Origin of the sequence: Nonomuraea ferruginea, assembly GCF_039540635.1 — a bacterium.
Taxonomy (GTDB): Bacteria; Actinomycetota; Actinomycetes; order Streptosporangiales; family Streptosporangiaceae; genus Nonomuraea; species Nonomuraea ferruginea.
Window position 1 is genome coordinate 1 of sequence record NZ_BAABFD010000010.1, and the last position, 20,116, is coordinate 20,116.

General features: G+C 67.9%; 16 protein-coding genes and 2 pseudogenes. 4 read left to right on the top strand and 14 right to left on the bottom strand.

Annotation, left to right across the window (positions count from 1 at the left end; all coding sequences use genetic code 11):
• Positions 1-807: 807 nt before the first annotated feature.
• From ABD999_RS19540 to ABD999_RS19550, 3 genes and pseudogenes are all read right to left on the bottom strand, one after another.
• Positions 808-1,268 (bottom strand): annotated as a pseudogene (locus ABD999_RS19540) (transposase); the annotation flags it as partial.
• Between the two features lie 466 nt (positions 1,269-1,734).
• Positions 1,735-2,541 carry an SDR family oxidoreductase gene (locus ABD999_RS19545; protein WP_271277792.1) on the bottom strand — a complete coding sequence of 269 codons (807 nt, stop codon included), beginning with the start codon at positions 2,539-2,541 and terminating at the stop codon, positions 1,735-1,737.
• Positions 2,538-2,837: an acetate--CoA ligase family protein gene (locus tag ABD999_RS19550; protein ID WP_271277793.1), complete on the bottom strand. Its 300-nt coding sequence runs from the start codon at positions 2,835-2,837 to the stop codon at positions 2,538-2,540. Before ABD999_RS19550 ends, ABD999_RS19545 begins: the two co-directional genes overlap by 4 nt.
• Before the next feature lie 165 nt (positions 2,838-3,002).
• On the opposite strand from ABD999_RS19550, the gene ABD999_RS19555 reads away from it, so the two are divergent.
• The gene (locus ABD999_RS19555) at positions 3,003-4,055 is read left to right on the top strand and encodes a glucose 1-dehydrogenase (RefSeq protein WP_271277794.1); all 1,053 of its coding nucleotides are present in this window, start codon (positions 3,003-3,005) and stop codon (positions 4,053-4,055) included.
• A gap of 65 nt (positions 4,056-4,120) precedes the next feature.
• Positions 4,121-5,521 carry a sugar porter family MFS transporter gene (locus ABD999_RS19560; protein WP_271277795.1) on the top strand — a complete coding sequence of 467 codons (1,401 nt, stop codon included), beginning with the start codon at positions 4,121-4,123 and terminating at the stop codon, positions 5,519-5,521.
• 233 nt (positions 5,522-5,754) lie between these two features.
• Here ABD999_RS19560 and ABD999_RS19565 read toward each other — a convergent pair whose 3' ends face one another.
• Positions 5,755-6,852 (bottom strand): FUSC family protein, encoded by a 1,098-nt coding sequence (locus ABD999_RS19565; RefSeq protein ID WP_271277796.1) that lies wholly within the window; start codon positions 6,850-6,852, stop codon positions 5,755-5,757.
• Between the two features lie 715 nt (positions 6,853-7,567).
• Between ABD999_RS19565 and ABD999_RS19570 the strand changes: the two genes are divergently transcribed.
• Positions 7,568-8,647: an IS110 family RNA-guided transposase gene (locus tag ABD999_RS19570; RefSeq protein ID WP_271277797.1), complete on the top strand. Its 1,080-nt coding sequence runs from the start codon at positions 7,568-7,570 to the stop codon at positions 8,645-8,647.
• 222 nt (positions 8,648-8,869) lie between these two features.
• Positions 8,870-9,733 (top strand): SMP-30/gluconolactonase/LRE family protein, encoded by an 864-nt coding sequence (locus ABD999_RS19575; RefSeq protein ID WP_271277798.1) that lies wholly within the window; start codon positions 8,870-8,872, stop codon positions 9,731-9,733.
• A gap of 278 nt (positions 9,734-10,011) precedes the next feature.
• On the opposite strand, the gene ABD999_RS19580 is transcribed toward ABD999_RS19575, so the two are convergent.
• The 10 genes and pseudogenes from ABD999_RS19580 to ABD999_RS19625 form a co-directional block, all read right to left on the bottom strand.
• Positions 10,012-11,232, bottom strand: a complete 1,221-nt coding sequence (locus ABD999_RS19580; protein WP_271277799.1) for an NAD(P)/FAD-dependent oxidoreductase — start codon at positions 11,230-11,232, stop codon at positions 10,012-10,014.
• A gap of 201 nt (positions 11,233-11,433) precedes the next feature.
• On the bottom strand, positions 11,434-12,033 hold the full coding sequence (locus ABD999_RS19585; protein ID WP_271277800.1) for a DUF1345 domain-containing protein: 600 nt from the start codon (positions 12,031-12,033) through the stop codon (positions 11,434-11,436).
• A gap of 191 nt (positions 12,034-12,224) precedes the next feature.
• Positions 12,225-13,076 (bottom strand): annotated as a pseudogene (gene htpX, locus ABD999_RS19590) (zinc metalloprotease HtpX).
• Positions 13,077-13,220: 144 nt separating this feature from the next.
• The gene (locus ABD999_RS19595) at positions 13,221-13,670 is read right to left on the bottom strand and encodes a DUF1931 family protein (RefSeq protein WP_271277801.1); all 450 of its coding nucleotides are present in this window, start codon (positions 13,668-13,670) and stop codon (positions 13,221-13,223) included.
• Between the two features lie 17 nt (positions 13,671-13,687).
• Positions 13,688-15,340 carry an FAD-dependent oxidoreductase gene (locus tag ABD999_RS19600; protein ID WP_271277802.1) on the bottom strand — a complete coding sequence of 551 codons (1,653 nt, stop codon included), beginning with the start codon at positions 15,338-15,340 and terminating at the stop codon, positions 13,688-13,690.
• On the bottom strand, positions 15,337-15,765 hold the full coding sequence (gene trxA, locus ABD999_RS19605) for a thioredoxin (protein ID WP_148032309.1): 429 nt from the start codon (positions 15,763-15,765) through the stop codon (positions 15,337-15,339). Before trxA ends, ABD999_RS19600 begins: the two co-directional genes overlap by 4 nt.
• A 1-nt stretch (position 15,766) precedes the next feature.
• Entirely contained in the window at positions 15,767-18,385 is a 2,619-nt protein-coding gene (gene clpB, locus ABD999_RS19610) for an ATP-dependent chaperone ClpB (RefSeq protein WP_271277803.1), read from the bottom strand.
• A 10-nt stretch (positions 18,386-18,395) separates the two neighbouring features.
• A complete protein-coding gene (locus ABD999_RS19615) occupies positions 18,396-18,689 on the bottom strand; it encodes a chaperone modulator CbpM (protein WP_271277804.1) in 294 nt (97 codons plus the stop codon).
• Entirely contained in the window at positions 18,686-19,612 is a 927-nt protein-coding gene (locus ABD999_RS19620) for a DnaJ C-terminal domain-containing protein (protein ID WP_271277805.1), read from the bottom strand. The genes ABD999_RS19615 and ABD999_RS19620 overlap by 4 nt, the downstream gene beginning before the upstream one ends.
• Positions 19,609-20,115 (bottom strand): nucleotide exchange factor GrpE, encoded by a 507-nt coding sequence (locus ABD999_RS19625; protein WP_271277806.1) that lies wholly within the window; start codon positions 20,113-20,115, stop codon positions 19,609-19,611. Before ABD999_RS19625 ends, ABD999_RS19620 begins: the two co-directional genes overlap by 4 nt.
• Position 20,116 lies beyond the last annotated feature (1 nt).

A 20,116-nucleotide genomic window follows, 5' to 3' on the forward strand; every position in this document is an offset into this window, starting at 1 on the left:
GCCTCGAGCAGATCCAGCACCTTGCGCCGGAACTCCGGCGGATAGCCCCGTCGTCCCATGCCACTTTCCTCTCATCAAGTGGCACAAGAATCCAGTAACCCAACTCCACTCAAACCGGGACACACCACTTGATCTCTTGAGAGGATCGAGTCCATGCCTGGTAAGTCTCCCTATCCCGCCGAGCTGCGCCGCCGAGCGGTGCGGATGGTCGCCAAGGTGCGGCCGGATTACCCGACCGAGCTCCCCGCGTTCCGGAGGTGTGACGATGCCGTCGGCCTTGGCCGCGTGAGCCAGCGCGCTCAGGTAGTCAGGGTGCAGGCGGACGGCATCGGCCCGGCTGAGGTCCAGCTGGGCGGCCAGGGCGATCAACGCGTCGGCTTCGGCCGCCGAGATGTGATGGTCGAGAAGTACCTGGTCGAGCAGGGTGAAGTAGGGGTCGGCGCGGACCGTGTCGGAGGCGCGCGGCAGCCTGTCCAGCAGCCGCGCGAGGAAATGGGTGTCGCGCTCGGCGGACACGCCCCGCCGTACCGGGTCGGTGTCGGTACGCGGGATGGCCGGCCAGGTCAGCGCGGAGGCGGAGTGGAGGACGTGGGCCCAGGGCGCGTCCGGGTGCGCGAGCCTGAGGTAGTGGCGCAGGAGCTCGGCGGCGGCCCGGGCGTCGATGAGCGCGTCGTGATGGCCGTCGAGCGGGATGTCGGCGACGGCGCAACAGCCGGCCAGCGTACGGGGAGCGACCGGCAGGAAGCGGGCGGCCTCGGTCATCGTGCAGACGCCGACGGCGGCCAGAGCGGGGATCGCGGCGCCGGTCCGGGCGAACTCGGCCCGGGCCGGCGCCGCCTTGATCCACCGGTAGAACCCTGAGCGGGACACCTTCAAGACCCGGCACAGCCGCTTCACGCCGAAGGCGTCCCGATGGTCCTCGACGAACTCGAAGCGGCTCACCAGTTCGTCTCTCCGGCGAAATATTTGGCCGCCCGGCGCAGGATGTCGCGCTCCAGCTCCAGCTCCCGGATCCGGGCCTTGAGCTGCTTGTTCTCCTCTTCCAGCACGTCGTCGGACGATAGCGGGCCACGTGCCGGCTTCCTCACCGGGCCCCGCTCCTTCGCGCCCGCGGTGCCGTCCGCCTGCGCCTGACGCACCCAGTTACGCAGCGTCTCCCGGCTGATCCCCAAATCGTCGGCCACCGAGGCCAGCGTCCGTCCCGGATCGGACAGGTACAACGCGACGGCGTCCGCCTTGAACTCCGGCGGGTACGACTTCATCGCCACGTGGAACTCCTTGTCTCCGGATCTCCATCATCCGGTATTCAAGATGTCCACACGTCGGGGGCAGGGCCCGTTGGCATGATTGCCGCCGGACAGGCCGAGAACCGGCGGCAGTGGATCAGCGGTGAGCTTGTCGGGAGCGGTCGTGGCCAGCCACGCCGCCTCGCCTGGTGTGCCCGAAGCACGACGGATGCTTCGCCGAGGTTGGGCTGCTTGTCGGCCAGGTGCGGACCCTTGGTCACGGCTGCAGCGGGTCCCCATCGGCGGGTTCGACGTCTTAGCAGGCGATCAATGCCATGAGGCCGACCGCATCCGCGCCGAGCTCGTCCAGGTCGTGGCCGGCCAACTGGTCCAGCAGGGTGAGCGCGTCCGTGATAAGAGACTCCGAGGAGGCTCTTTGGCGTAGTTGGCGATGGCGGGTCCTGGGTTTCCTATGTCCTGGACCAGCACACGCCTCTCTGCCGGACTCTCATGCCCGTGCCGAGGAATCGGAGTAGATGACCTTGCCGAGCCATTGGCCGCCGTCGACCGAGAGCACGTCGCCGGTGATGTAAGCAGCACGCCGGGGGTCAAGCAAGAACGCCGCCGACTCGGCCACCTCCTCCGGGGTGGTGAACCGGTTCGCGGGGACGCTGCCGAGCACGCGGCGCCGGTCCTCCTCGGTCGGCCACAGTGCGGCACCGGCCCCCTCCGTCTCCGTGGGGCCCGGGGAGATGCAGTTGACCCGCACCCCGCGTCCGCCCCATTCGGAGGCGAGCGTGCGCGTCATAGCGAGGACGCCGCCCTTCGCCGCGGCGCTGTGGACGGTTCCTGGGTGCCCGTGCCAGGCGTAGCTGGCGATGACGTTCAGGATCGCGCCCCGGCCGGCTTCGAGCATGTGGCGGCCCGCGGCGCGGGTGCCGTAGAAGGTGCCATTGAGGACGATGTCCACCACGGCACGCCAGCCGCCGGGCGAGAGGTTCTCGGCCGGGCACACGAAGTTGCCGGCCGCGTTGTTCACCATCGCATCGATGCGTCCGTGCTCAGCCGCGACGCCGTCGATCGCTGCCGTGAGTGCGTCGGCGTCGCGCACGTCACAGGTGACGACGGCGGCGCTGACACCGAAGTCCTCGATCATGCGGGCCGTCTCCTCCAGAGGCTCTGCTCGGCGGCCGACGACGACGTTCCCTCCCCCGGCGGCGTAGCGCACGGCGATGGCACGGCCAATGCCCGAACCGCCACCCGTGACGACGGCGACCTGGTCGGTGAACTCGGCGAGCGGAGACTTCTCAATCATGGAGTGGCATCCTTCACTGGGGTTGAGGCGGCAAGGACGAGGGCGTCGACGGCGATCGCACCGTCAGGGCCGGCGCGGCGTGGGTTGACCTCGCACTCGACGACACCGGCGTCTTGTGCGATGAGACGGGACACGGCCGCGACGCTCTCGGCGACCGCATCGAGGTCGACGGCCGACCGGCCGCGAAATCCGGTGAGCAGGGGCAGGCCGGCGAGCGACTCTACGAGGCGACGGGCCTCACCCACCCCGATGGGCGCGAGAGCGAGTGCGACGTCCCGGTAGAGCTCGGCCTGCACGCCGCCGATCCCGACGAGGACGACGGGTCCGAAGGCGCTGTCGCGCCGAGCGCCGTGCCGTGGACGCTAACCTTCTCGATCGATCCTGCACGGGTGTCCCACTCGCGGGCGCGGTACGTATTCTCCTGAACGTCCGGGGTAGGGACCAGTCCGGGGGTGTTGCAGATGCGTGCGCTGACATTTGCGCCAGGCAAGAAGGGGACGCTGGAGGTGCAGGAGGTGCCCGGCCCCAACCCGGGCACGGGGGAGCTGCTTGTCCAAGGGCTGGCCCTGGGCATCTGCGGGACGGACAGGGAGCTGGCCGCCGCCGTGTATGGCTGGCCGCCGCCAGGCAAGGACCGGATGGTCATGGGGCACGAGTCGCTCGGCCGGGTGTTGGAGGCGCCAGCGGGCTCCGCATTCTCGCCTGGCGACCTGGTGGCGGGTGTCGTACGCCGCCCCGATCCGGTGCCGTGCGGGGCGTGCCTGCGTGGCGAGTTCGACATGTGCCGAAACGGCCGCTACACCGAGCGCGGCATCAAGGAGCTCGACGGGTACGGGAGCGAGCGCTGGACGGTTGAGGCCGCGCACGTCGCGCGCCTGGATCCGTCGCTGGAGAGCGTCGGCATGCTGACTGAGCCCATGTCCGTGGTCGCCAAGGCGTGGGAGCAGATCGACAGGATCGGCACGCGGGCCTGGTTCGAGCCGCACATGCTGCTGGTGACGGGAGCGGGGCCGATCGGGCTGCTGGCCGCGTTCTTGGGGCGACAGCGAGGGCTCGAGCTGCACGTGCTGGACCGTGCTCCTGAAGGAGGGCTCAAGTCGAGAATGGTCTCCGACCTGGGCGGCACCTACCACTCGGGCACGTCCCTAGTGGATTTCCACCAGCACAAACCCGACGTCATCATCGAGTGCACCGGTGCGGGGAGGCTCGTCATCGAAGCCATGACGATGACTGCGGCGGCGGGCACTCTGTGCTTGTGCGGGCTCGCGCCCGGGGGGCGCGAGCATCGGGTGGACCCCGGAATGATCAACCGGGAGATCGTGCTGGAGAACGACGTGGTCTTCGGCAGCGTGAACGCGAACCTGCGCCACTTCAGGGCCGCGGCCACCTTCTTGGCCGAGGCCGATCGGAGGTGGCTCGAACGGATGATCACCCGGCGGGTGCCGCTGGACCGCGCACTTGAGGCTCTCGAGCCTGGGGACGACATCAAGGTCGTCATCGACCTCACCACGTAGCGGAACTCCCCAAGTCTGCTACTGAGAGTGACCTGATGGGTATGCCCCCATCAGGGGGAACTCTCATGATCTTTAACCGAGCCGGTCAAGAGCGCTTGGGACATGTCGTGTTCATCGCGGCGGCCGCGGCCGTCGGCGGATTTCTGTTCGGGTACGACAGCGCCGTCGTCAACGGCGCGGTCGTCGGTATCCAGAACCACTTCCGGGTGGGACCGGTCGAAACCGGGGTCGTGGTGGCGATCGCGCTGCTGGGCTCGGCCGCGGGCGCCTGGACGGGCGGAAGGCTGGCCGACCAATTGGGGCGTACGAGGTCCATGCAGGTGGCGGCGCTGCTGTTCATGATCAGCTCGATCGGGCAGATGCTGCCGTTCACGGTTTGGGATCTCGGCTTCTGGCGGGTGATCGCGGGCTTCGCGATCGGCATGGCGTCGATGCTCGCGCCCGCGTACATCGCCGAGGTGGCGCCGCCCGCCTACCGCGGCCGGCTGGGCTCGTTCCAGCAGTTGGCCATCGTGCTCGGCATCGCCGTCTCACAGCTCGTCAACTACGTAATCGCCAGCATCGCCGGCGGCAACGTCAGCAACCACCTGGGGCCGCTGCAGGCCTGGCAGTGGATGCTGGGTGCCTGCGCGATCCCAGCTTTGCTGTATCTGCTGCTCGCACTGAAACTCCCCGAATCGCCCCGCTATCTGATCATGTCGGGCCGCACCCGGCAGGTGCGCGAGGTGCTGACTGAGATCGAGGGTGAAGACGTGGACCTCGACGAGCGCATCGCGGAGATTCAGCACGTGGTGCGCGCCGAAGGCGTGCCGGGGATGAAGGACCTGCGCGGCCCGGCGCTCGGGCTGCTGCCGATCGTCTGGATCGGCATCACTCTGTCGGCCTTCCAGCAGTTCGTCGGCATCAACGTGATCTTCTACTACTCGACCGTACTGTGGCAGTCGGTCGGCATTAACCAGAGCGAGTCCTTGCTGATCAGCTTCTCAAGCTCGATCATCAACATCATCGGCACGCTGATCGCGATGGCGCTGGTGGACAAGATCGGCCGCAAGCCACTGCTCATGATCGGCTCGGTGGGGATGACGATCGCGCTGGCCACCACGGCGTGGGCGTTCAGCGCGGCCAGGGTGACCGGCGGCAGGGTTACGCTGCCGGACCCGCAGGGACTGATCGCGCTCGTCTCCGCCAATACGTTCGTGCTGTTCTTCGCACTGTCGTGGGGCGTGGTGGTCTGGGTGCTGCTCGGCGAGATGTTCCCCAACCGTATCCGCGCCGCAGCCCTGGGCGTCGCCGCCGCGGCCCAGTGGCTCGCCAACTGGCTGATCTCGGTCTCGTTCCCGGCGCTCGCGGAGTGGAATCTTCCGCTCACCTACGCCGGGTACACCGTCATGGCGCTGCTGTCGTTCATCTTCGTCGCCAGATGGATCAGGGAGACCAAGGGCCGCAAGCTGGAGGAGATGGGCTGACCCGCTCAGTACGGCTGTGGTGTCCCACCGGCGAGGGACACCACGGGGCCTCGGTGTGACGACTGGGGACCTGGTCGCTGGTGTGACGGGATGGGACGATCCCGAGCCACGGCTTGCCGCACGCGGTGATCCACTCTGCCTGACGGACTACGTCGAGGTTGTGTTCGATCCTCGTAGACAATGGATGGCGAAGAGCGGCCGAGCACCTGCTGCAGCCGCCGGACGGCGGAAGGTTAGTGTCGCCGACGTGACGTGAACCAGGCTGCTTGTTCACGAGCGCGTGGGAGGATCGCGTCGCGATGCGGCCCGCCGTCGGGATCGACCTCATAGCGCAGTTGGACGCAGTCCTCGAGCAGCGCGCCGTACAACGTCCAGAGGGGTGAATGCGGATCGATCTCTGCCAGCTGCCTGCGGGCAGCGCGTTCGAGGTGCTCGCCTTCCGCTACGGCGGCGCGCAGGCGGAGCAGGTCCTCGCCGTTGCCAGGGACGACCAGAAGTTGCTCGAAACAGGCGTAAGCCTTCCCGACCGCATCCAGCAGGTCGGCGAAGACCTGGGGAAAACTGCTGGTCTCGTGCTGTCCTGGCAGGCCGCGAACCCCGGCAGCCAGATCGGCGAGGGCACGGGCGACGCCGCGCAGTTGCAGGCAGGCGTGCTCCAGGCACGCGACTGCCTGCATGATGCGGCGCAGGCGCTGGCGGGTTCGCGCCCGACGTAGGGTGAAACGCAGGGACTCATTGGCTCGTTCGGCGCTCTCGTGGGCCGAACGCAGCCTGATGGACAGGCGTCTGGCGCGGGCCAGCCACTTCTGTGCCTGGTGGGCGGTCCAGGGTTGCCTGACGCCTTCCGCCAGTTCGGAGCAAAGGTCGGCGAGATTATCGGCCAGGTCGGCCATGTCCTTGATGGCCCGGCCCACGTGACGGGGCGGAATCACTAGTATGAGCGTGGCTCCGACGACGGCGCCGATGACAATGTCGAACAGCCGCGCCATGCCGTACTCGCGGCCCAGGGCGAACACGAGTAGGGCGGTGATGGGCGCCTGCGTGTTCTGCCAGGGTATGCCGACGGTTCTGCTGACCACCAGCGCGACCGCGACCAGGATGGCCATGGTGGCGGCGCTGGTGCCGAACACCTGCACGAAGCCGATTGCAGCCGCCAGTCCTACCAGCACCGCGATGGTCTGCTGGACGGCCTGGACCAGGGTGCTGTAGGCGGTCGCTGTCACCGACAGCAGCACGCCGGTGGGAGCGAGCACCGGCTGAGGTGAGCCGATCAGTACGGTGGCGATCCACCAAGCCACCAGGCAGCCGACGGTGACCGTCACCGTCGGCATCAGCAACTGCCTCTCACGCCGCACCCAGCGGCGTAGCCCCCGCCGCCGCCATCGGCCCAAGCCGGGGACTAGGTCAGCCCACCTGTCCAGCCATCGCCTCGCGGCGGAAAATGCCATCACCGCACCCTCAGACGTGGTGCCCCACCTGGTGCTTCCGGGTCGTCTTTCACCTTCTATCGCGAGCATGCCCGCGTCGGGTAGCGGGCGCTCCGTTTTCGAGTGGCATTTTGCCCTCACCAGGCCTTCGAGAACACGGCGGTGGATCGAGTGCCGACGTCGCTGACCGGCATGAGACCCTCTCAGCGTCCATCCCGGTAAATGGTGGGTCGTGGCTGGTGCAGGAAGGACAGTGGGCGGATGGGAGGCCTTGGTCCGACAGCAGCCGACCAAGATCTGATGCCCAACCGTGAGCCTCGTTGCTGTCTGACCAGTGAGACTGGTGCCATCGGGAACGACTGCCACTGGATATCGCTGCAGGGGCAGGATGTGTTCTCCCCTGAGGTTGACCCTTGTCTTACCTGGCCCTGGTCCTCCTGGTGCCATCGGCACGATCTGTCGCCTCTTACGGGGAAGCGCTCCCAAAGGTGTGTGTCGGGCTGGCCGTGTGTGGCTTGATGGAAGCCTCGGCGAGAGAATCCGTCCCGTCACTGGTCTGCCTGCTCGGCCACCCCGGCGCGCACCGCCTTCGGATATCCCTGAGCCGGTGAGGATGCACATGACGGAGTTCAAGAAGCCCAAGGCGCGTCGAATCGTGGGCGGGGTCGACACGCATGCTGACACTCATCACGCCGCGGTGGTGTTGATGAACGGACGCCGGGTGGCCGATCGCGAGTTCCAGGCGACCAGAGCGGGATACGCGAACCTGCTGCAGTGGATGCGTTCCTTCGGCCGGCTGCATGCGGTGGGAGTCGAAGGTACCGGCTCCTACGGTGCCGCTCTGGCTCGCCACCTGAGCAGCGCGAAGGTCAAGGTGATCGAGGTCAATCGTCCTGACCGGCAGCAGCGCAGGGCCAAGGGTAAGTCTGATCCACTGGACGCCTATTCCGCTGCCGAAGCTGTCCTGGCGGAGAGGGCCGGCGCCGTCCCGAAGAGCGGGAACGGGGTGGCCGAGTCGATCCGTGTGCTGCATGTGGTCCGCGCCGGCGCGGTGAAGGCGCGCACCGCCTGCATCAATGAGCTGCAGGCGCTGATCGTCACCGCCCCGGCAGAGCTCCGCGAGCAGCTGGCCGGTCTGAAGAAGGCCCGGCTCGTCGATGCCTGCCTCCGGTTAAGGCCGTCCGCCGATCTGGCGGACCCCGCTCAGAGCGTCAAGGCGGCGCTGCGGTACCTCGCTGCTCGCTACCGCGCCCTCAGCGCCGAGATCGACGCCACCTACAACCAGTGGAAGGCGCTGATCGAGCAGGCCCGGCCCGAATTGCTCACCACCCTAGGCGTGGGTGTGGAGACCGCCGCACAGCTGCTGACCACCTGCGGCGACAACCCCGATCGACTGCGCTCCGAGGGATCGTTCGCGGCCCTATGCGGGGTATCGCCCGTCCCCGCATCCAGCGGCAAAACCCGACGCCATCGGCTCAACCGTGGCGGCGACCGGCAGGCTAACCGCGCCCTGTACGTCATCGTGCTGTCTCGTATGTCCTGCGATCCATCGACCCGTGCCTACGTTGAGCGCAGAACCACCGACGGGCTGTCCAAGAGAGAAATCATCCGCTGTCTGAAGCGATACGTCGCCCGCCAGCTCTACAAGATCATCATCCGCCCTCAGGCGCCAGTAACCGAATCGTCCGCCCTCGCTTGACACGCCATAGAAGCATCGTGCCGCCATCCCGTATCCGCCCGCGCCCTTGCCCACTTGGCCGATGCACAGGGCAGGTCTCCGATCTCCATGGTGGACTTCGCGGTGGCGTCGGTGAACGAGGCTGAGCCGCCGCGACACCGCTTGGTGAGGTACGTGGTCGGCTACGACAGTTCTGGCAGCATGCGCGGCACATGTCCCGTGAGACTTGTCAAGGAGATCGGCATGACCATCGCCTCGTACCCCGTGACCGACCCCGTCGCCGAGCACGGGGAAGGGCCCGTCTGGTCTGGCCGGTGGGGCGGACTGCGGTGGGTCGACATGCTGGCCGGCGACGTGCTGATGCTCGACCTCGACGGCAACGTGCGCCGCCGCCATGTGGCAAAGGTCGCCGCTGTCGTACGGCCGCGCGTGTCGGGAGGCTACGTGGTCGCGGCAGAACGCGAGTTGCTGCTGGCCGACTCCGATGACCTGGACGCCCCGCTGCGCTCGCTCGGCGAGGCGTGGACTGACCCTGCGATCAGGATGAACGAGGGCGGTTGCGACCCCGACGGCCGCTTCTATATTGGCACCATGGCCTACGACGAGAGTCCCGGACGCGGCTCGTTCTACGTGGCCGAACCCGATGGGACGCTGCGGATGGTCCTGCCCGAGGTGACGATCTCCAACGGCTTCGACTTCAGCCCGGACGGCTCCCTCGCCTACTACACCGACACCGCGACCGGGCGCGTGGACGTGTTCGACTATGATCCGGAGGGCGGGCTCAGCGGGCGCCGCCCGTTCGTATTCATCGACCGGGAGGTTGGGGCTCCGGACGGCCTGACAGTCGATGACGAGGGCGGAGTGTGGGTGGCGCTGTGGCAGGGAGCAGCCGTCCACCGCTACGACGTCGGCGGCCGCCTCGACGCGATCGTCGGCCTGCCGGTGCGCAAGGTCACCTCGGTCGCCTTCGGAGGCGAGAATCTGGACCGCCTGTTCATCACCACCTCGGCGCGGGACGTGGACCGCGCTGAGCAGCCGGAGGCGGGTTCCCTCTTCGCCGCCGACCCCGGCGTGCCAGGTCGCCCGGTCTTGCCGACGACACTCTGACCGGGTGCTCTATCGCCCTGGCCTAAACGACGAACGGCGGCTATCCCGAAGCCGCCCGTGCGGAGTACGCCGACCTGCATGCCACCCGATGTCGCGCGGGTGGTCACAGCGGAAGTCTGCCTGAACTCGGCCGGCGCTGATCCTACGGCGGAAGAACAACAGGGGGCAGAGGGCGAGGGGACGGCCAGGGCCGTGGCCCTGGCGAGCCCGCCCGGCCCGGCTTCGGCTGCGCCGCGACGGTCTCCAAGCTGGTGACCTGGCCGCCCTGCCGGCGGCGCTCACTCACTGACGCTGGTGGCGGCGTGGCGCGGACCGGCGTACCGCCAGAAGAAGTTGACCAGCACGGTGATCCGGTTGCGTCCGCCCAGCAGGTACGCCACATGAATGAAGATCCACACCAGCCACGCGGGCCACCCACGCATGGTCAATCCGTTGGACAACTGCAACACGGCCTCGGCCCGGCCCACGGTCGCCATGATCCCCGGATCCCGGTACGAGAACGGCCGCAACGGTAGTCCCTGAGCCGCAGCCAGGACCTGCTTGCCCACGTGCTTTCCCATCTGGATCGCCGGCTGAGCGAGCTGCGGCAGTTGCTCGGGCGGTCCGGCCAGGTCGCCGGCCACGAAGATCTCGGGATGCTTCGGCACACTCAAAGCCTCGGTGACCCTGATCCTGCCGCCCTTGGTCTGCGGCAGCCCCCATTCCGCCACGTAGGCGGGCGCAGTCACGCCGAGCGCCCACACGGTCACGTCGCTCGGCACGTGCGTCCCGTCGACGATCCCCACCGCATCCGGTTCCACGGATGCCACGGTGGTGCCCAGCCGCAGTCGCACCCCTCGCTTGCGCAGCGCGCCTGCCGCCGCATTTCGCAGCAGCGGCCTGTACGGCGCCAGCACGAAGTCGAAGCGCTCCACCAGCGTCACGCTCGTCTGGTCGGGACGAATCTCGGGATGCGTCAGCGGCAGCGTGCGCCGCCGCAGTTCGGCCAGCGTCCCGGCAATCTCGACCCCGGTCGAGCCCCCGCCCACCACCACGACATGGACGCTGTCGCGCCGGCCCGCCACCGCGTCCTCCAGACAGTGCTGGAGCCGCCGCCGCAACGCTGCCGCGTCGTTGAGCGAATAGAGCGGCTGTGCGTTCTCCGGCGCGCCCGGCACGTCGTACCAGTTGGTGGTCACACCGGTGGCCAGCACGAGAAAGTCGTAGTCCAGCGTGCTTCCGTCATCCAACTCCACGCGCCGCTTCTCGGGCAGCACCTTGCTTAGTGCACCGCGGCGGGCGCGCACGTTCGGCCACTTGGCGGCGTAGGTCCTGATGGGGTATGACACGTCGGACATGCTCATCCCGGCCGTAGCCACCTGGTAGAGCAGGGGTTGGAAGGTCGAGTACGGGTTGTGGTCGATCAGCGTGACCAGCGCACCTGCCTTGGCCAGCGTTCGCGCCGCGGCCAGCCCGGCGAAACCGGCTCCCACGATCACGACGCGGGTTCTTCGTCTCATGACCATCTCCCTGCCCCGTGCCGCCCCCTCGGAGGCCCAAAGCATGCCCAGTGTCCGTTGAACCCGAGGGACGCAGGAACCGCGCCTCGTACTACCTGGGCGTATGCGGGACCGTTCGCTGGTGCTGTCGACCAGCCTCGTCCAGTACTGTCTCGGCGCTTCAGGGTGACCTGTTCGAGATCGTCAGGCATCGACACGGGCTCATCGCTGCCCCAGATCGGCGAGGAGACCGACCGACACCGCGATAACGACGGTGCCGAAAAGATAGGAAAGCAGGGCGTGCCCAAAGGCGACTTTCCGGATGCGGGTGCTGGCCAGCACATTGTCCGATACTCCGTAAGCCATCCCCACGGTGAACGCCGTGTAGGCGAAGTCGCTATAGCTCGGCGGCTGCTCCTGCCGGAAGTCGATGCCTCCCTCAATTTCGACATAGTACAAGCGTGCGTACTTGAGGGCGAAAACGGTGTTCGTCAAAGTCCAGGACAGGACCACGGTCACCAAACTCAAGATCACCGCGATTGCGGCAACAGGGTCCTGATCGCTGCCCGGGCGGAGGAGGGCCGCCACGACAGCCGCGAGACTGGCCACCGCAGCGATCAGGATGCCCGTGTCGGTGGTGTGTGTCCCACCTTCCTGTTCGGCGATGCGCTTGGTCCCCTCGTGGTCCTGCGACCAGCTGATCAGCCACGCCCACGCCAGGACGAGGGAAACAGCCACATCCCAAGTGACGAAGAAGAACAGTTCAGGGGCGCCGATGAGCGCGACGCCCCCGCCGGCCACGGCACCGAGCAGGACGCACATCAAAACTAGCCGCAAGGAAAGTATCCGCCGTCCGCGACGCTCCCACGCTGCCCTCACTGCACCAGAGTGTCATAGGACGGGCCGACGCCACCCCTTTTGACGTGCGAGTCCAGCGCACGCTCGCCGTCGCTGACCTCGCTCTCGCCCTTCCGACACCGGGAAATTACCCGTCGGCCCCGAGCACAGCCAGATCAGCGGCGGTAACCGGCCATGGCCTCCAACCGTGCGATCCGGTCGGCGATCGGTGGGTGGGTGGAGAAGAGCCTCCCGATGCCCCCGCCACGGAACGGGTTGGCGATCATGAGATGCGAGGTCGAGGAGAGCCGGCCGGTCTCCGGCAGCGGCAGTTGCCGGGTGCCCGCATGGATCTTCCGTAGCGCGCTGGCCAGCCCGATCGGGTCACGGGCCAGCCGGGCGCCGGACTCGTCGGCCTGATACTCCCGTGCCCGGGAGATGGCCATCTGGATCATCCCGGCCGCCACCGGCCCGAGGACCATCATCAGGAGGGCCCCCAGGAGGCCGGGACCCTCGTCATCGTCTCCCCCGCCGAAGAACCCGGCTATGTAGGCCAGGTAGGTGACCATCGTGGCCAGGGCCCCTGCCACGGAGGAGATCAGGATGTCGCGGTTGTAGACGTGCGACAGTTCGTGCCCGAGGACAGCGCGCAACTCGCGTTCGTTCAGCATCTGGATGATCCCGCTGGTCACACAGACTGCGGCATGACGCGGATTGCGCCCGGTGGCGAACGCGTTCGGCTGCAGAATTCGGCGAAATGTACAGCCGGGGCATGGGCTGGCGCGCCTCCTCCGACAGTTCGCGGACCATCTGGTGCAGCGCGGGCCAGTCACCGGGGCCGACAGGCTGCGCATGATCGCCGACAGTGCGATCTTGTCGGAGAAGAAGTAGGCGACACCGTTGCTGACGAGCGCGACCAGGACGGCGATCTGTATTCCGGTGCTGCCGCTGAGCCACCACCCCGCCAGGATGATCAGAGTAGACAGGGCGCCGAGCAGCGCCGCGGTACGCAGACCGTTGTGACGCATGGCGTCCTCCTTTCTCGAACACATCTCCTACCTATCGCGCTCGAGCCCATCCTCCCTGTGGTGTGGGGCCAGGCCTGCCTGTATCCGAGCAGCCGCCATCCGATCGCGTGGCGAGCGGAGGCAGCGGCAAAGCGCCGAATCTCGTCATAGCAGCAGGTCGAAGACACGGATTGTGCGTGTCCACTCCTCGCTTCCCGGATTCTTACGATCAGGCCCCATGACCCTGATCGCCCTGGCGAGCGCCACGGAGAGCCCACCCGCCACGGCCGGCAGCCGAGCCTCGGTTTCTTCGCTGAGCGACAGATCCAGCGGAGGCAGCGCCGCGAGTTCCGCCAGGATCGATGTCAGGTCCAGTTCCTCGTCCAGGTCCCGGAAGTCGTGCATGTTCTCCTGCAGTCCTTTGGTGATGGGCAGGTCCCAGAACTGGATGATGTCGCGCCGGTTCGACTTCGCGGCGGCCTCGGCGACAATGAGCATGTCGTACAGTTTGCGGTTGACGAAGTCGCTGTAGCGCTTGAGATCGGCCTTGTCCACGTCGAGTCCCGCGGCGGCGCGAAAGAAGTGCTCGAATCTGGAAACTGCGATCACGGGCATGTGGATCACCGTCCTTCCTATTGAGTGCCTGTGGTGGTGAATCTCTCGTGCACCAGGCGTACCGCCATGGCACCTTCTCCGACTGCGGACGCGACCCGCTTGACCGAGCCGCTGCGAACGTCGCCGACGGCGAATACGCCCATATGCCCGGTTTCCAGGGAAAGGGGGGTACCCCAGGGCGACGTGCCCTGACCCGTGACAATGAAGCCGCGGTCGTCCAGCGGGACGGTCCCCTTGAGCCATTCAGTGTGCGGCTCGGCTCCGATGAAAACGAACAGCGCGCTGGTCTGGATCTCCAGGAGTTCTCCTGTTCGCGTGTTCTGCGCGCGAACAGCCTGTAGCGTGCGGTCTCCGAGCAGTTCGCGTACCTCGGTGCAGTACATGATTTCGATGCCGGGAGTTCGGTCGATCTCGTCGGCGAGGTAACGGGACATACTCCCGTGTACGTCGCCGCCGCGCACGAGCATGCGCACCGACGACGCGTTTCCGTTCAGGTAAAGCGCCGCCTGGCCCGCGGAGTTCCCGCCGCCGACGACGACCACGGGCGATCGCCGGCACATGCGCAACTCGAACGGTGTCGCCGCATAGTAGACGCCGGATCCTTCGAATTTTTCGAGATGGGGAACATCAAGCTTCCGATAGCGGGCGCCGGTCGCGATGATCACGGCGTGGGCCTTCACGGCGCACTCGCCCTCCACGATGATGCCGTAGTGGCCCTCACGCGGTTCCAGCTCACTCGCCTCGGCGGGGACCGTCAGGCGGGCGCCGAACTTGCCCGCCTGGATGACGGCACGCTCGGCGAGCTCGGCGCCCGAGATCCCCGTAGGAAAACCGAGATAGTTCTCAATGCGGGACGAGGTGCCCGCCTGGCCGCCCGCGGCTACGGCATCGAGCACGACGGTTGTCAGGCCGTCAGAGGCCGCGTACACGCCGGCGGCCAGGCCTGCGGGTCCCGCGCCTACGACGACCACATCGCATACGGTGGCGCTCGACGCAGGGGCGAGCAGGCCGATGGTCTTCGCCAGTTCGGCGGTGGTCGGGTTACGCAGCACCTGGTCGCCGCGCCAGATCACCACCGGGGTGTCGTGCGGGGAGAAGCGCAGCTCGCGCAGGAGCGCGTCCGCGGCTTCGTCCTCCTCCAGGTCGATCCACCGGTGAGGGATCCTGTTGCGTGCGGCGAACTCGCACAACCGCCGGGCATCGGGTGAGTATCGGGAGCCGATGATGCGGAACCCGGCGTCCAGACCGATCAGCAGGGTGCGGCGGGTCAGGTAGGACCGCAGGATGAGGTCGCCGAGCGCTGGATCGCCCGCCACGATCGTCCGTATCTCGTCGGCCGGCACGGCCAGCACCTCGCCGGGCTCCCGCACGACCGCGGTCACGAATCCCGCCTGGCCGGTGAGGAGGCCGAGCTCGCCGAGGAATCGTCCGGTGCCGTGGACGGCGATCGTCCGCTCCTTCGCGCCGTACCCCTCGACCACGGCCACCTTGCCCTGCAGGATCACGATGAACTCACGGAGCTGCTCGCCCTCCCGGTGCAAAATGTCGCCCGGGGACACGGATCGCCGCTCGCCGTGCCGCGACAGCTCGGCGATCTGATGCTCGTCCAGCCGGGGATAGGCCCCGCACAGGTCAGGCGTCTGGACCACGTCGGCCGGCGAGGCCGTCATGACGGTGCCCCTACTGTGTCTTCGACCCACTCGCGCAACTGCGGCGCGGGCGGCGCGCCTGCGCGTTGCGCCACGACGCGGCCCTCGTGCAGCACCATGAGCGTCGGGACGGCCGTGATCGTGTATCGGCGGGCGAGGGCCGGAGAGCCGTCCACGTCGACTTTGACGAGTTTGAGCCGTCCCGCCATCTCGCGAGCGAGCTGTTCGAGTGCCGGGGTGACTGTCCGGCACGGGGCGCACCACTGTGCCCAGAAGTCGACCAGGACGGGAAGGTCGGCTTGTTCGGCGACCTCGGCGAAGGTGCTGTCGTCAGCGTCGGCGATCCACGGCAGCGGCTGGTGGCAGATCCCGCACTGGGGCCTGCCTCGGTAGGCGTCCGGGACCCTGTTGGGTCTGCCGCAGTTGGCGCAGTTCACGGTGTGCATGTCAGGTCCTAGGCGGATAGAAGGTGACGTTCAGCTCACCCTTGTCAGCACCGACCGTGATGGTTGACCCGTCAGGCACGTCGCCAGCGAGCAGGGCGCGTCCGATCCTGGTCTCCACCTCGCGGGCGATGAACCGGCGCAGTGGCCGGGCACCGTAGACGGGGTCGTAGCCCTGGTTGGCGATGAGCCGGCGTGCGTCCTCGGTGACCTCCAGGGTGAGCCGGCGGCTGGCCAGGCGGTTTCTGATGTCGGTGAACATCAGGTCGACGATGCGCTCAATCTCGGCCTCGGTCAGCGGCTTGAACAGCACGATGTCATCGACCCGGTTGAGGAACTCGGGCCGGAAGTGCCGGCGCAGCTCCCCCATCACGCTCTCGCGTGCCTGAGGCTTGATCTCCCCGTCGGCGGTGACCCCGTCCAGCAGGTGCTGGGAGCCGATGTTCGAGGTCATGATGACCACGGTGTTGCGGAAATCGACCGTGCGGCCCTGCGCGTCGGTCAGCCGCCCGTCGTCCATGATTTGCAGCAGCGTGTTGAACACATCCGTGTGGGCCTTCTCGATCTCGTCGAACAGCACCACCGAGTACGGCTTGCGCCGCACCGCCTCCGTGAGCTGACCGCCCTCCTCATAACCGACGTAGCCCGGCGGAGCACCGACGAGCCGGCTGACGGTGTGACGCTCCTGGTACTCGCTCATGTCGATGCGCACCATGTTGTCCTCGGTGTCGAACAGGGCCGCCGCGAGGGACTTCGCGAGCTCGGTCTTGCCGACCCCGGTGGGTCCGAGGAACAGGAACGATCCGATGGGGCGCCGAGGATCCTTGATGCCGGAGCGAGCGCGGATGACGGCGTCGGCCACGAGCCGCACGGCCTCCTCCTGCCCGATGACACGTTCGTGCAGGATTTGATCGATCTTGAGCAGTTTGTCCCGCTCCGCCTCCTGCAGCCGGGTCACGGGGATGCCGGTCCAGCGGGAGACGATGGACGCGATCTCGTCCTCCGTGACGACCTCGCGCAGCAGCCGGTGGCCGTTCTGCCGGGTACCGAGCCGCTCCTCCTCGGCGTGCAGCCGGCGTTCCAGTTCGGGGAGCCGGCCGTGGCGCAGTTCGGCGGCGCGGTTGAGGTCGTAGGCACGTTCGGCCTGTTCGGCCTCCCGCCGCACGCTCTCCAGCTCCTGCCGCAGGCTCTGCACCTTGCGCAGGGCCGACCGCTCGGCCTCCCACTGTGCCCGCATCGCCTCGGCCTCGGCACGCGAGGCGATCAGCTCCTTGCGGAGCTCTTCCAGACGGGACCGGCTCGCGGGGTCGTCCTCCTTGGCCAGCGCGGCCTCCTCGATCTCCAGCCGCATTACCTTCCTGGTGAGCGCGTCGAGCTCGGCCGGCATGGAGTCGATCTCGGTACGGATCATCGCGCACGCCTCATCGACCAGGTCGATGGCCTTGTCCGGCAGGAACCGGTCGGCGATGTAGCGGTGGCTCAGCGTGACCGCGGCGACGAGCGCGCTGTCCTGGATCTTCACGCCGTGGAAGACCTCCAGCCGCTCGCGCAGGCCGCGCAGGATCGACACAGCGTCCTCGACCGAGGGCTCGTCGATCAGTACCGGCTGGAACCGCCGCTCCAGGGCGGCGTCCTTCTCGATGTGCTGGCGATACTCCTGCACCGTGGTCGCGCCGATCATGTGCAACTCGCCCCGGGCCAGCATCGGCTTGAGCATGTTGCCCGCGTCCATGGCACCCTCGGTCGCCCCGGCACCGACCACAGTGTGCAACTCGTCCACGAACAGCAGGATCCGCCCCTCCGCCGCCTTCACCTCGTTCAGCACGGCTTTGAGGCGTTCCTCGAACTCCCCGCGGTACTTGGCTCCCGCCACGAGCGAGCCCATGTCCAGGCTGAAGATGGTCTTGTCACGCAATCCCTCGGGCACGTCGCCGCGGACGATGCGCTGGGCCAGCCCCTCGACGACGGCCGTTTTACCGACGCCGGGATCGCCGATCAGGACCGGGTTGTTCTTGGTCTTGCGGGACAGGATCTGGATCACCCGCCGGATCTCCTCGTCACGGCCGATCACCGGATCGAGCTTGTCCGCCCGGGCGTCGGCGACCAGGTCTCGCCCGTACTTCTCCAGCGCCTCGTAGGCGACCTCGGGCATGGCCGAGGTGACCCGCTGGTTGCCCCGGACGGCGGTGAGCGCCTCCAGGAACCGGTCCCTGGTCACACCCTGGCCGTGCAGCAGCTGTCCTGCCGCAGTCGTGGAGCCCTCCTCGATCAGGGCCAACAGCAGGTGTTCGACCGAAACGTATTCATCCTTGAGCCGGCTCGCCTCCCGGTCCGCGGCGTCGAGCAGCCGGGCCAGGCGTTGAGTGAGGAACACCTGGCCAGGGGCGGTGCCTGGGCCGCTGACCTTGGGACGGCGCGTCAGCTCCGCCTCTAGATCGGCGCCAAGACGTTGCGTGTCGGCACCTGCTTGTTGCAGCAGCCGAGGTGTCAGCCCATCGGGCTGGTCGAGCAGGGCCAGCAGGAGATGCTCCCCATCGACCTCGGTGTGACCGTGCCGCAGCGCCTTGGTCTGGGCGTCGTGCAGGGCCTCCTGCGACTTCTGCGTCATCTTGTTCGGGTCCATTCCCATCCCCCTAGCGTCGTGGCGAAGGGCCGCGCAGGGCGGTCTCGAGCTCCGCGATCCGGTCGAGGAGGTCGATCACCACGCCGATCGCGGCGTAGTTGATGGACAGGCCCTCGTGCAGCCGCTGAATGCGGGCGGCCGCCATGACCTGGGAGGGGGTGAAGCACAGCTCCCCCCTGGCATCCCTGTCCGGCTCCAGCAGTCCGAGCGTTACCAGCCGGCGGACGATCTCCGGGTGCAGCCCCGTGACCCGCGCGTAGGAATCGAGGTCCAGCCGGGCCGGGCGTACCAATGCGTAGATCACGAGCGCCTCCTCGGGTCGAACCGCGATGCGGCAGCGAGCTGCTCGAACAGGCGTCGCTCCTCGTCGGTGAGCGTGGCCGGCACCATGATCCGGACTTCCGCGAAGAAGTCACCCGCGGGGCCGCTCGGGTTGCGCATGCCGCGCCCTCTCAAGCGCAGGCGACGGCCGCTGGACGTGCCCGGCGGCACTTTCAGCTTCGCCTCGCCGCCTGGTGTGTCGATGGGCACCGTAGCGCCCAGTGCCGCCTCCCAAGGAGCGAGCGGCAGGGTGGTGTGGATGTCGCGGCCCTCCACGCGATACCGGGGATGGTCGGCGATCTGCACGATCAGGTGCAGATCGCCTGGCGGCGCTCCGTCGCTTCCTCGCCCGCCTTGCCCGGCGAGCCTGATGCGCTGCCCGTTCGTGACCCCCGGCGGGATCGTGACGTCCACGCGCCTGCCACCGGGCAGTGTGATTCCGCGACGGCCGCCGCGGTAGGCCTCCTCGACGGTCAGCGTGAGCTGCGCCTCCTGGTCTGCACCGGGCACAGGGCCCCAGCGCTGCCTGCCACGGCCGCCGAACATGCCGCTGAGCAGGTCATCCAGGTCAACGTCTGTGCCGAACCCAAAGCCTTCGGCCGGTGACGACCGCCAGGTGCCGCCCGAAGCGCGCGTGCCTGCGCGGGCGTAGTCCGCGGGGTCTACGTGGGGCGGCACCTGGCGGAAATCGTGGCCGAAGGCGTCGTAGCGGCGACGCTGCTCGGGATCAGAAAGCACAGCGTAGGCCTCCGAGATCTCTTTGAACCTGTCCTCTGCCCCCGGATCTTTGTTGACGTCCGGGTGGTAGGCGCGCACAAGCTTGCGGTAAGCGCGCTGGATCTCGTCCGCGTCGGCGTTCCTGTCCACGCCGAGCACCTCATAGAAGTCCCGCCGTGTGGCCATCATCCCGCCTTCTTCGCGACGGCGACTCTTGCGGGCCGCAGTTGCCGCTCACCCTCGCCGTAGCCGGGCCGCAGCACTTCCACGACGTTGCCAGGCTCGACACCGGCCCGTTCGACGGCGGCCACCGCCTCGTGGCGCGCCGGGTCGAAGACGACGCCCGTCTCGTCCTGTCGTGGGTAGCCCAGGTTGGACAGGACGGCGACGGCTTGGTCGCGCACCGCTCGCACACCGTCGAGCACCGCCTTCGCGTCGTCGTCGCGGCACGCATGGCTCAGCGCGAGCTCGAGATTGTCCAGGACAGGCAGCCACGCGGCGGCGACCCTGGCGCGTTCCTCGGCCCGCAGCCGCTCGTTGTCGCGGGCGATCCGCTTGCGGAGGTTATCCAAGTCTGCGACGGCGCGCAGCCACCGGTCCTCCAGCTCCGCGAGTTTGGCGTCTGTCTCCGCAGATGCGGCGGCACTCTCCTCACGGGGTTCCTTCCGGACATCGGGTACGTTCTCGTTCATG

What these genes read in the sequence shown, in the direction of transcription:
- ABD999_RS19545 (WP_271277792.1), bottom strand. Translation starts at nt 2,541, where the DNA reads ATGATTGAGAAGTCTCCGCTCGCCGAGTTCACCGACCAGGTCGCCGTC.
- ABD999_RS19555 (WP_271277794.1), top strand. Translation starts at nt 3,003, where the DNA reads ATGCGTGCGCTGACATTTGCGCCAGGCAAGAAGGGGACGCTGGAGGTG.
- ABD999_RS19560 (WP_271277795.1), top strand. Translation starts at nt 4,121, where the DNA reads ATGATCTTTAACCGAGCCGGTCAAGAGCGCTTGGGACATGTCGTGTTC.
- ABD999_RS19565 (WP_271277796.1), bottom strand. Translation starts at nt 6,852, where the DNA reads ATGCCGACGGTGACGGTCACCGTCGGCTGCCTGGTGGCTTGGTGGATC.
- ABD999_RS19570 (WP_271277797.1), top strand. Translation starts at nt 7,568, where the DNA reads ATGACGGAGTTCAAGAAGCCCAAGGCGCGTCGAATCGTGGGCGGGGTC.
- ABD999_RS19575 (WP_271277798.1), top strand. Translation starts at nt 8,870, where the DNA reads ATGACCATCGCCTCGTACCCCGTGACCGACCCCGTCGCCGAGCACGGG.
- ABD999_RS19580 (WP_271277799.1), bottom strand. Translation starts at nt 11,232, where the DNA reads ATGAGACGAAGAACCCGCGTCGTGATCGTGGGAGCCGGTTTCGCCGGG.
- ABD999_RS19585 (WP_271277800.1), bottom strand. Translation starts at nt 12,033, where the DNA reads ATGTGCGTCCTGCTCGGTGCCGTGGCCGGCGGGGGCGTCGCGCTCATC.
- ABD999_RS19595 (WP_271277801.1), bottom strand. Translation starts at nt 13,670, where the DNA reads ATGCCCGTGATCGCAGTTTCCAGATTCGAGCACTTCTTTCGCGCCGCC.
- ABD999_RS19600 (WP_271277802.1), bottom strand. Translation starts at nt 15,340, where the DNA reads ATGACGGCCTCGCCGGCCGACGTGGTCCAGACGCCTGACCTGTGCGGG.
- trxA (WP_148032309.1), bottom strand. Translation starts at nt 15,765, where the DNA reads ATGCACACCGTGAACTGCGCCAACTGCGGCAGACCCAACAGGGTCCCG.
- clpB (WP_271277803.1), bottom strand. Translation starts at nt 18,385, where the DNA reads ATGGACCCGAACAAGATGACGCAGAAGTCGCAGGAGGCCCTGCACGAC.
- ABD999_RS19620 (WP_271277805.1), bottom strand. Translation starts at nt 19,612, where the DNA reads ATGATGGCCACACGGCGGGACTTCTATGAGGTGCTCGGCGTGGACAGG.
- ABD999_RS19625 (WP_271277806.1), bottom strand. Translation starts at nt 20,115, where the DNA reads ATGAACGAGAACGTACCCGATGTCCGGAAGGAACCCCGTGAGGAGAGT.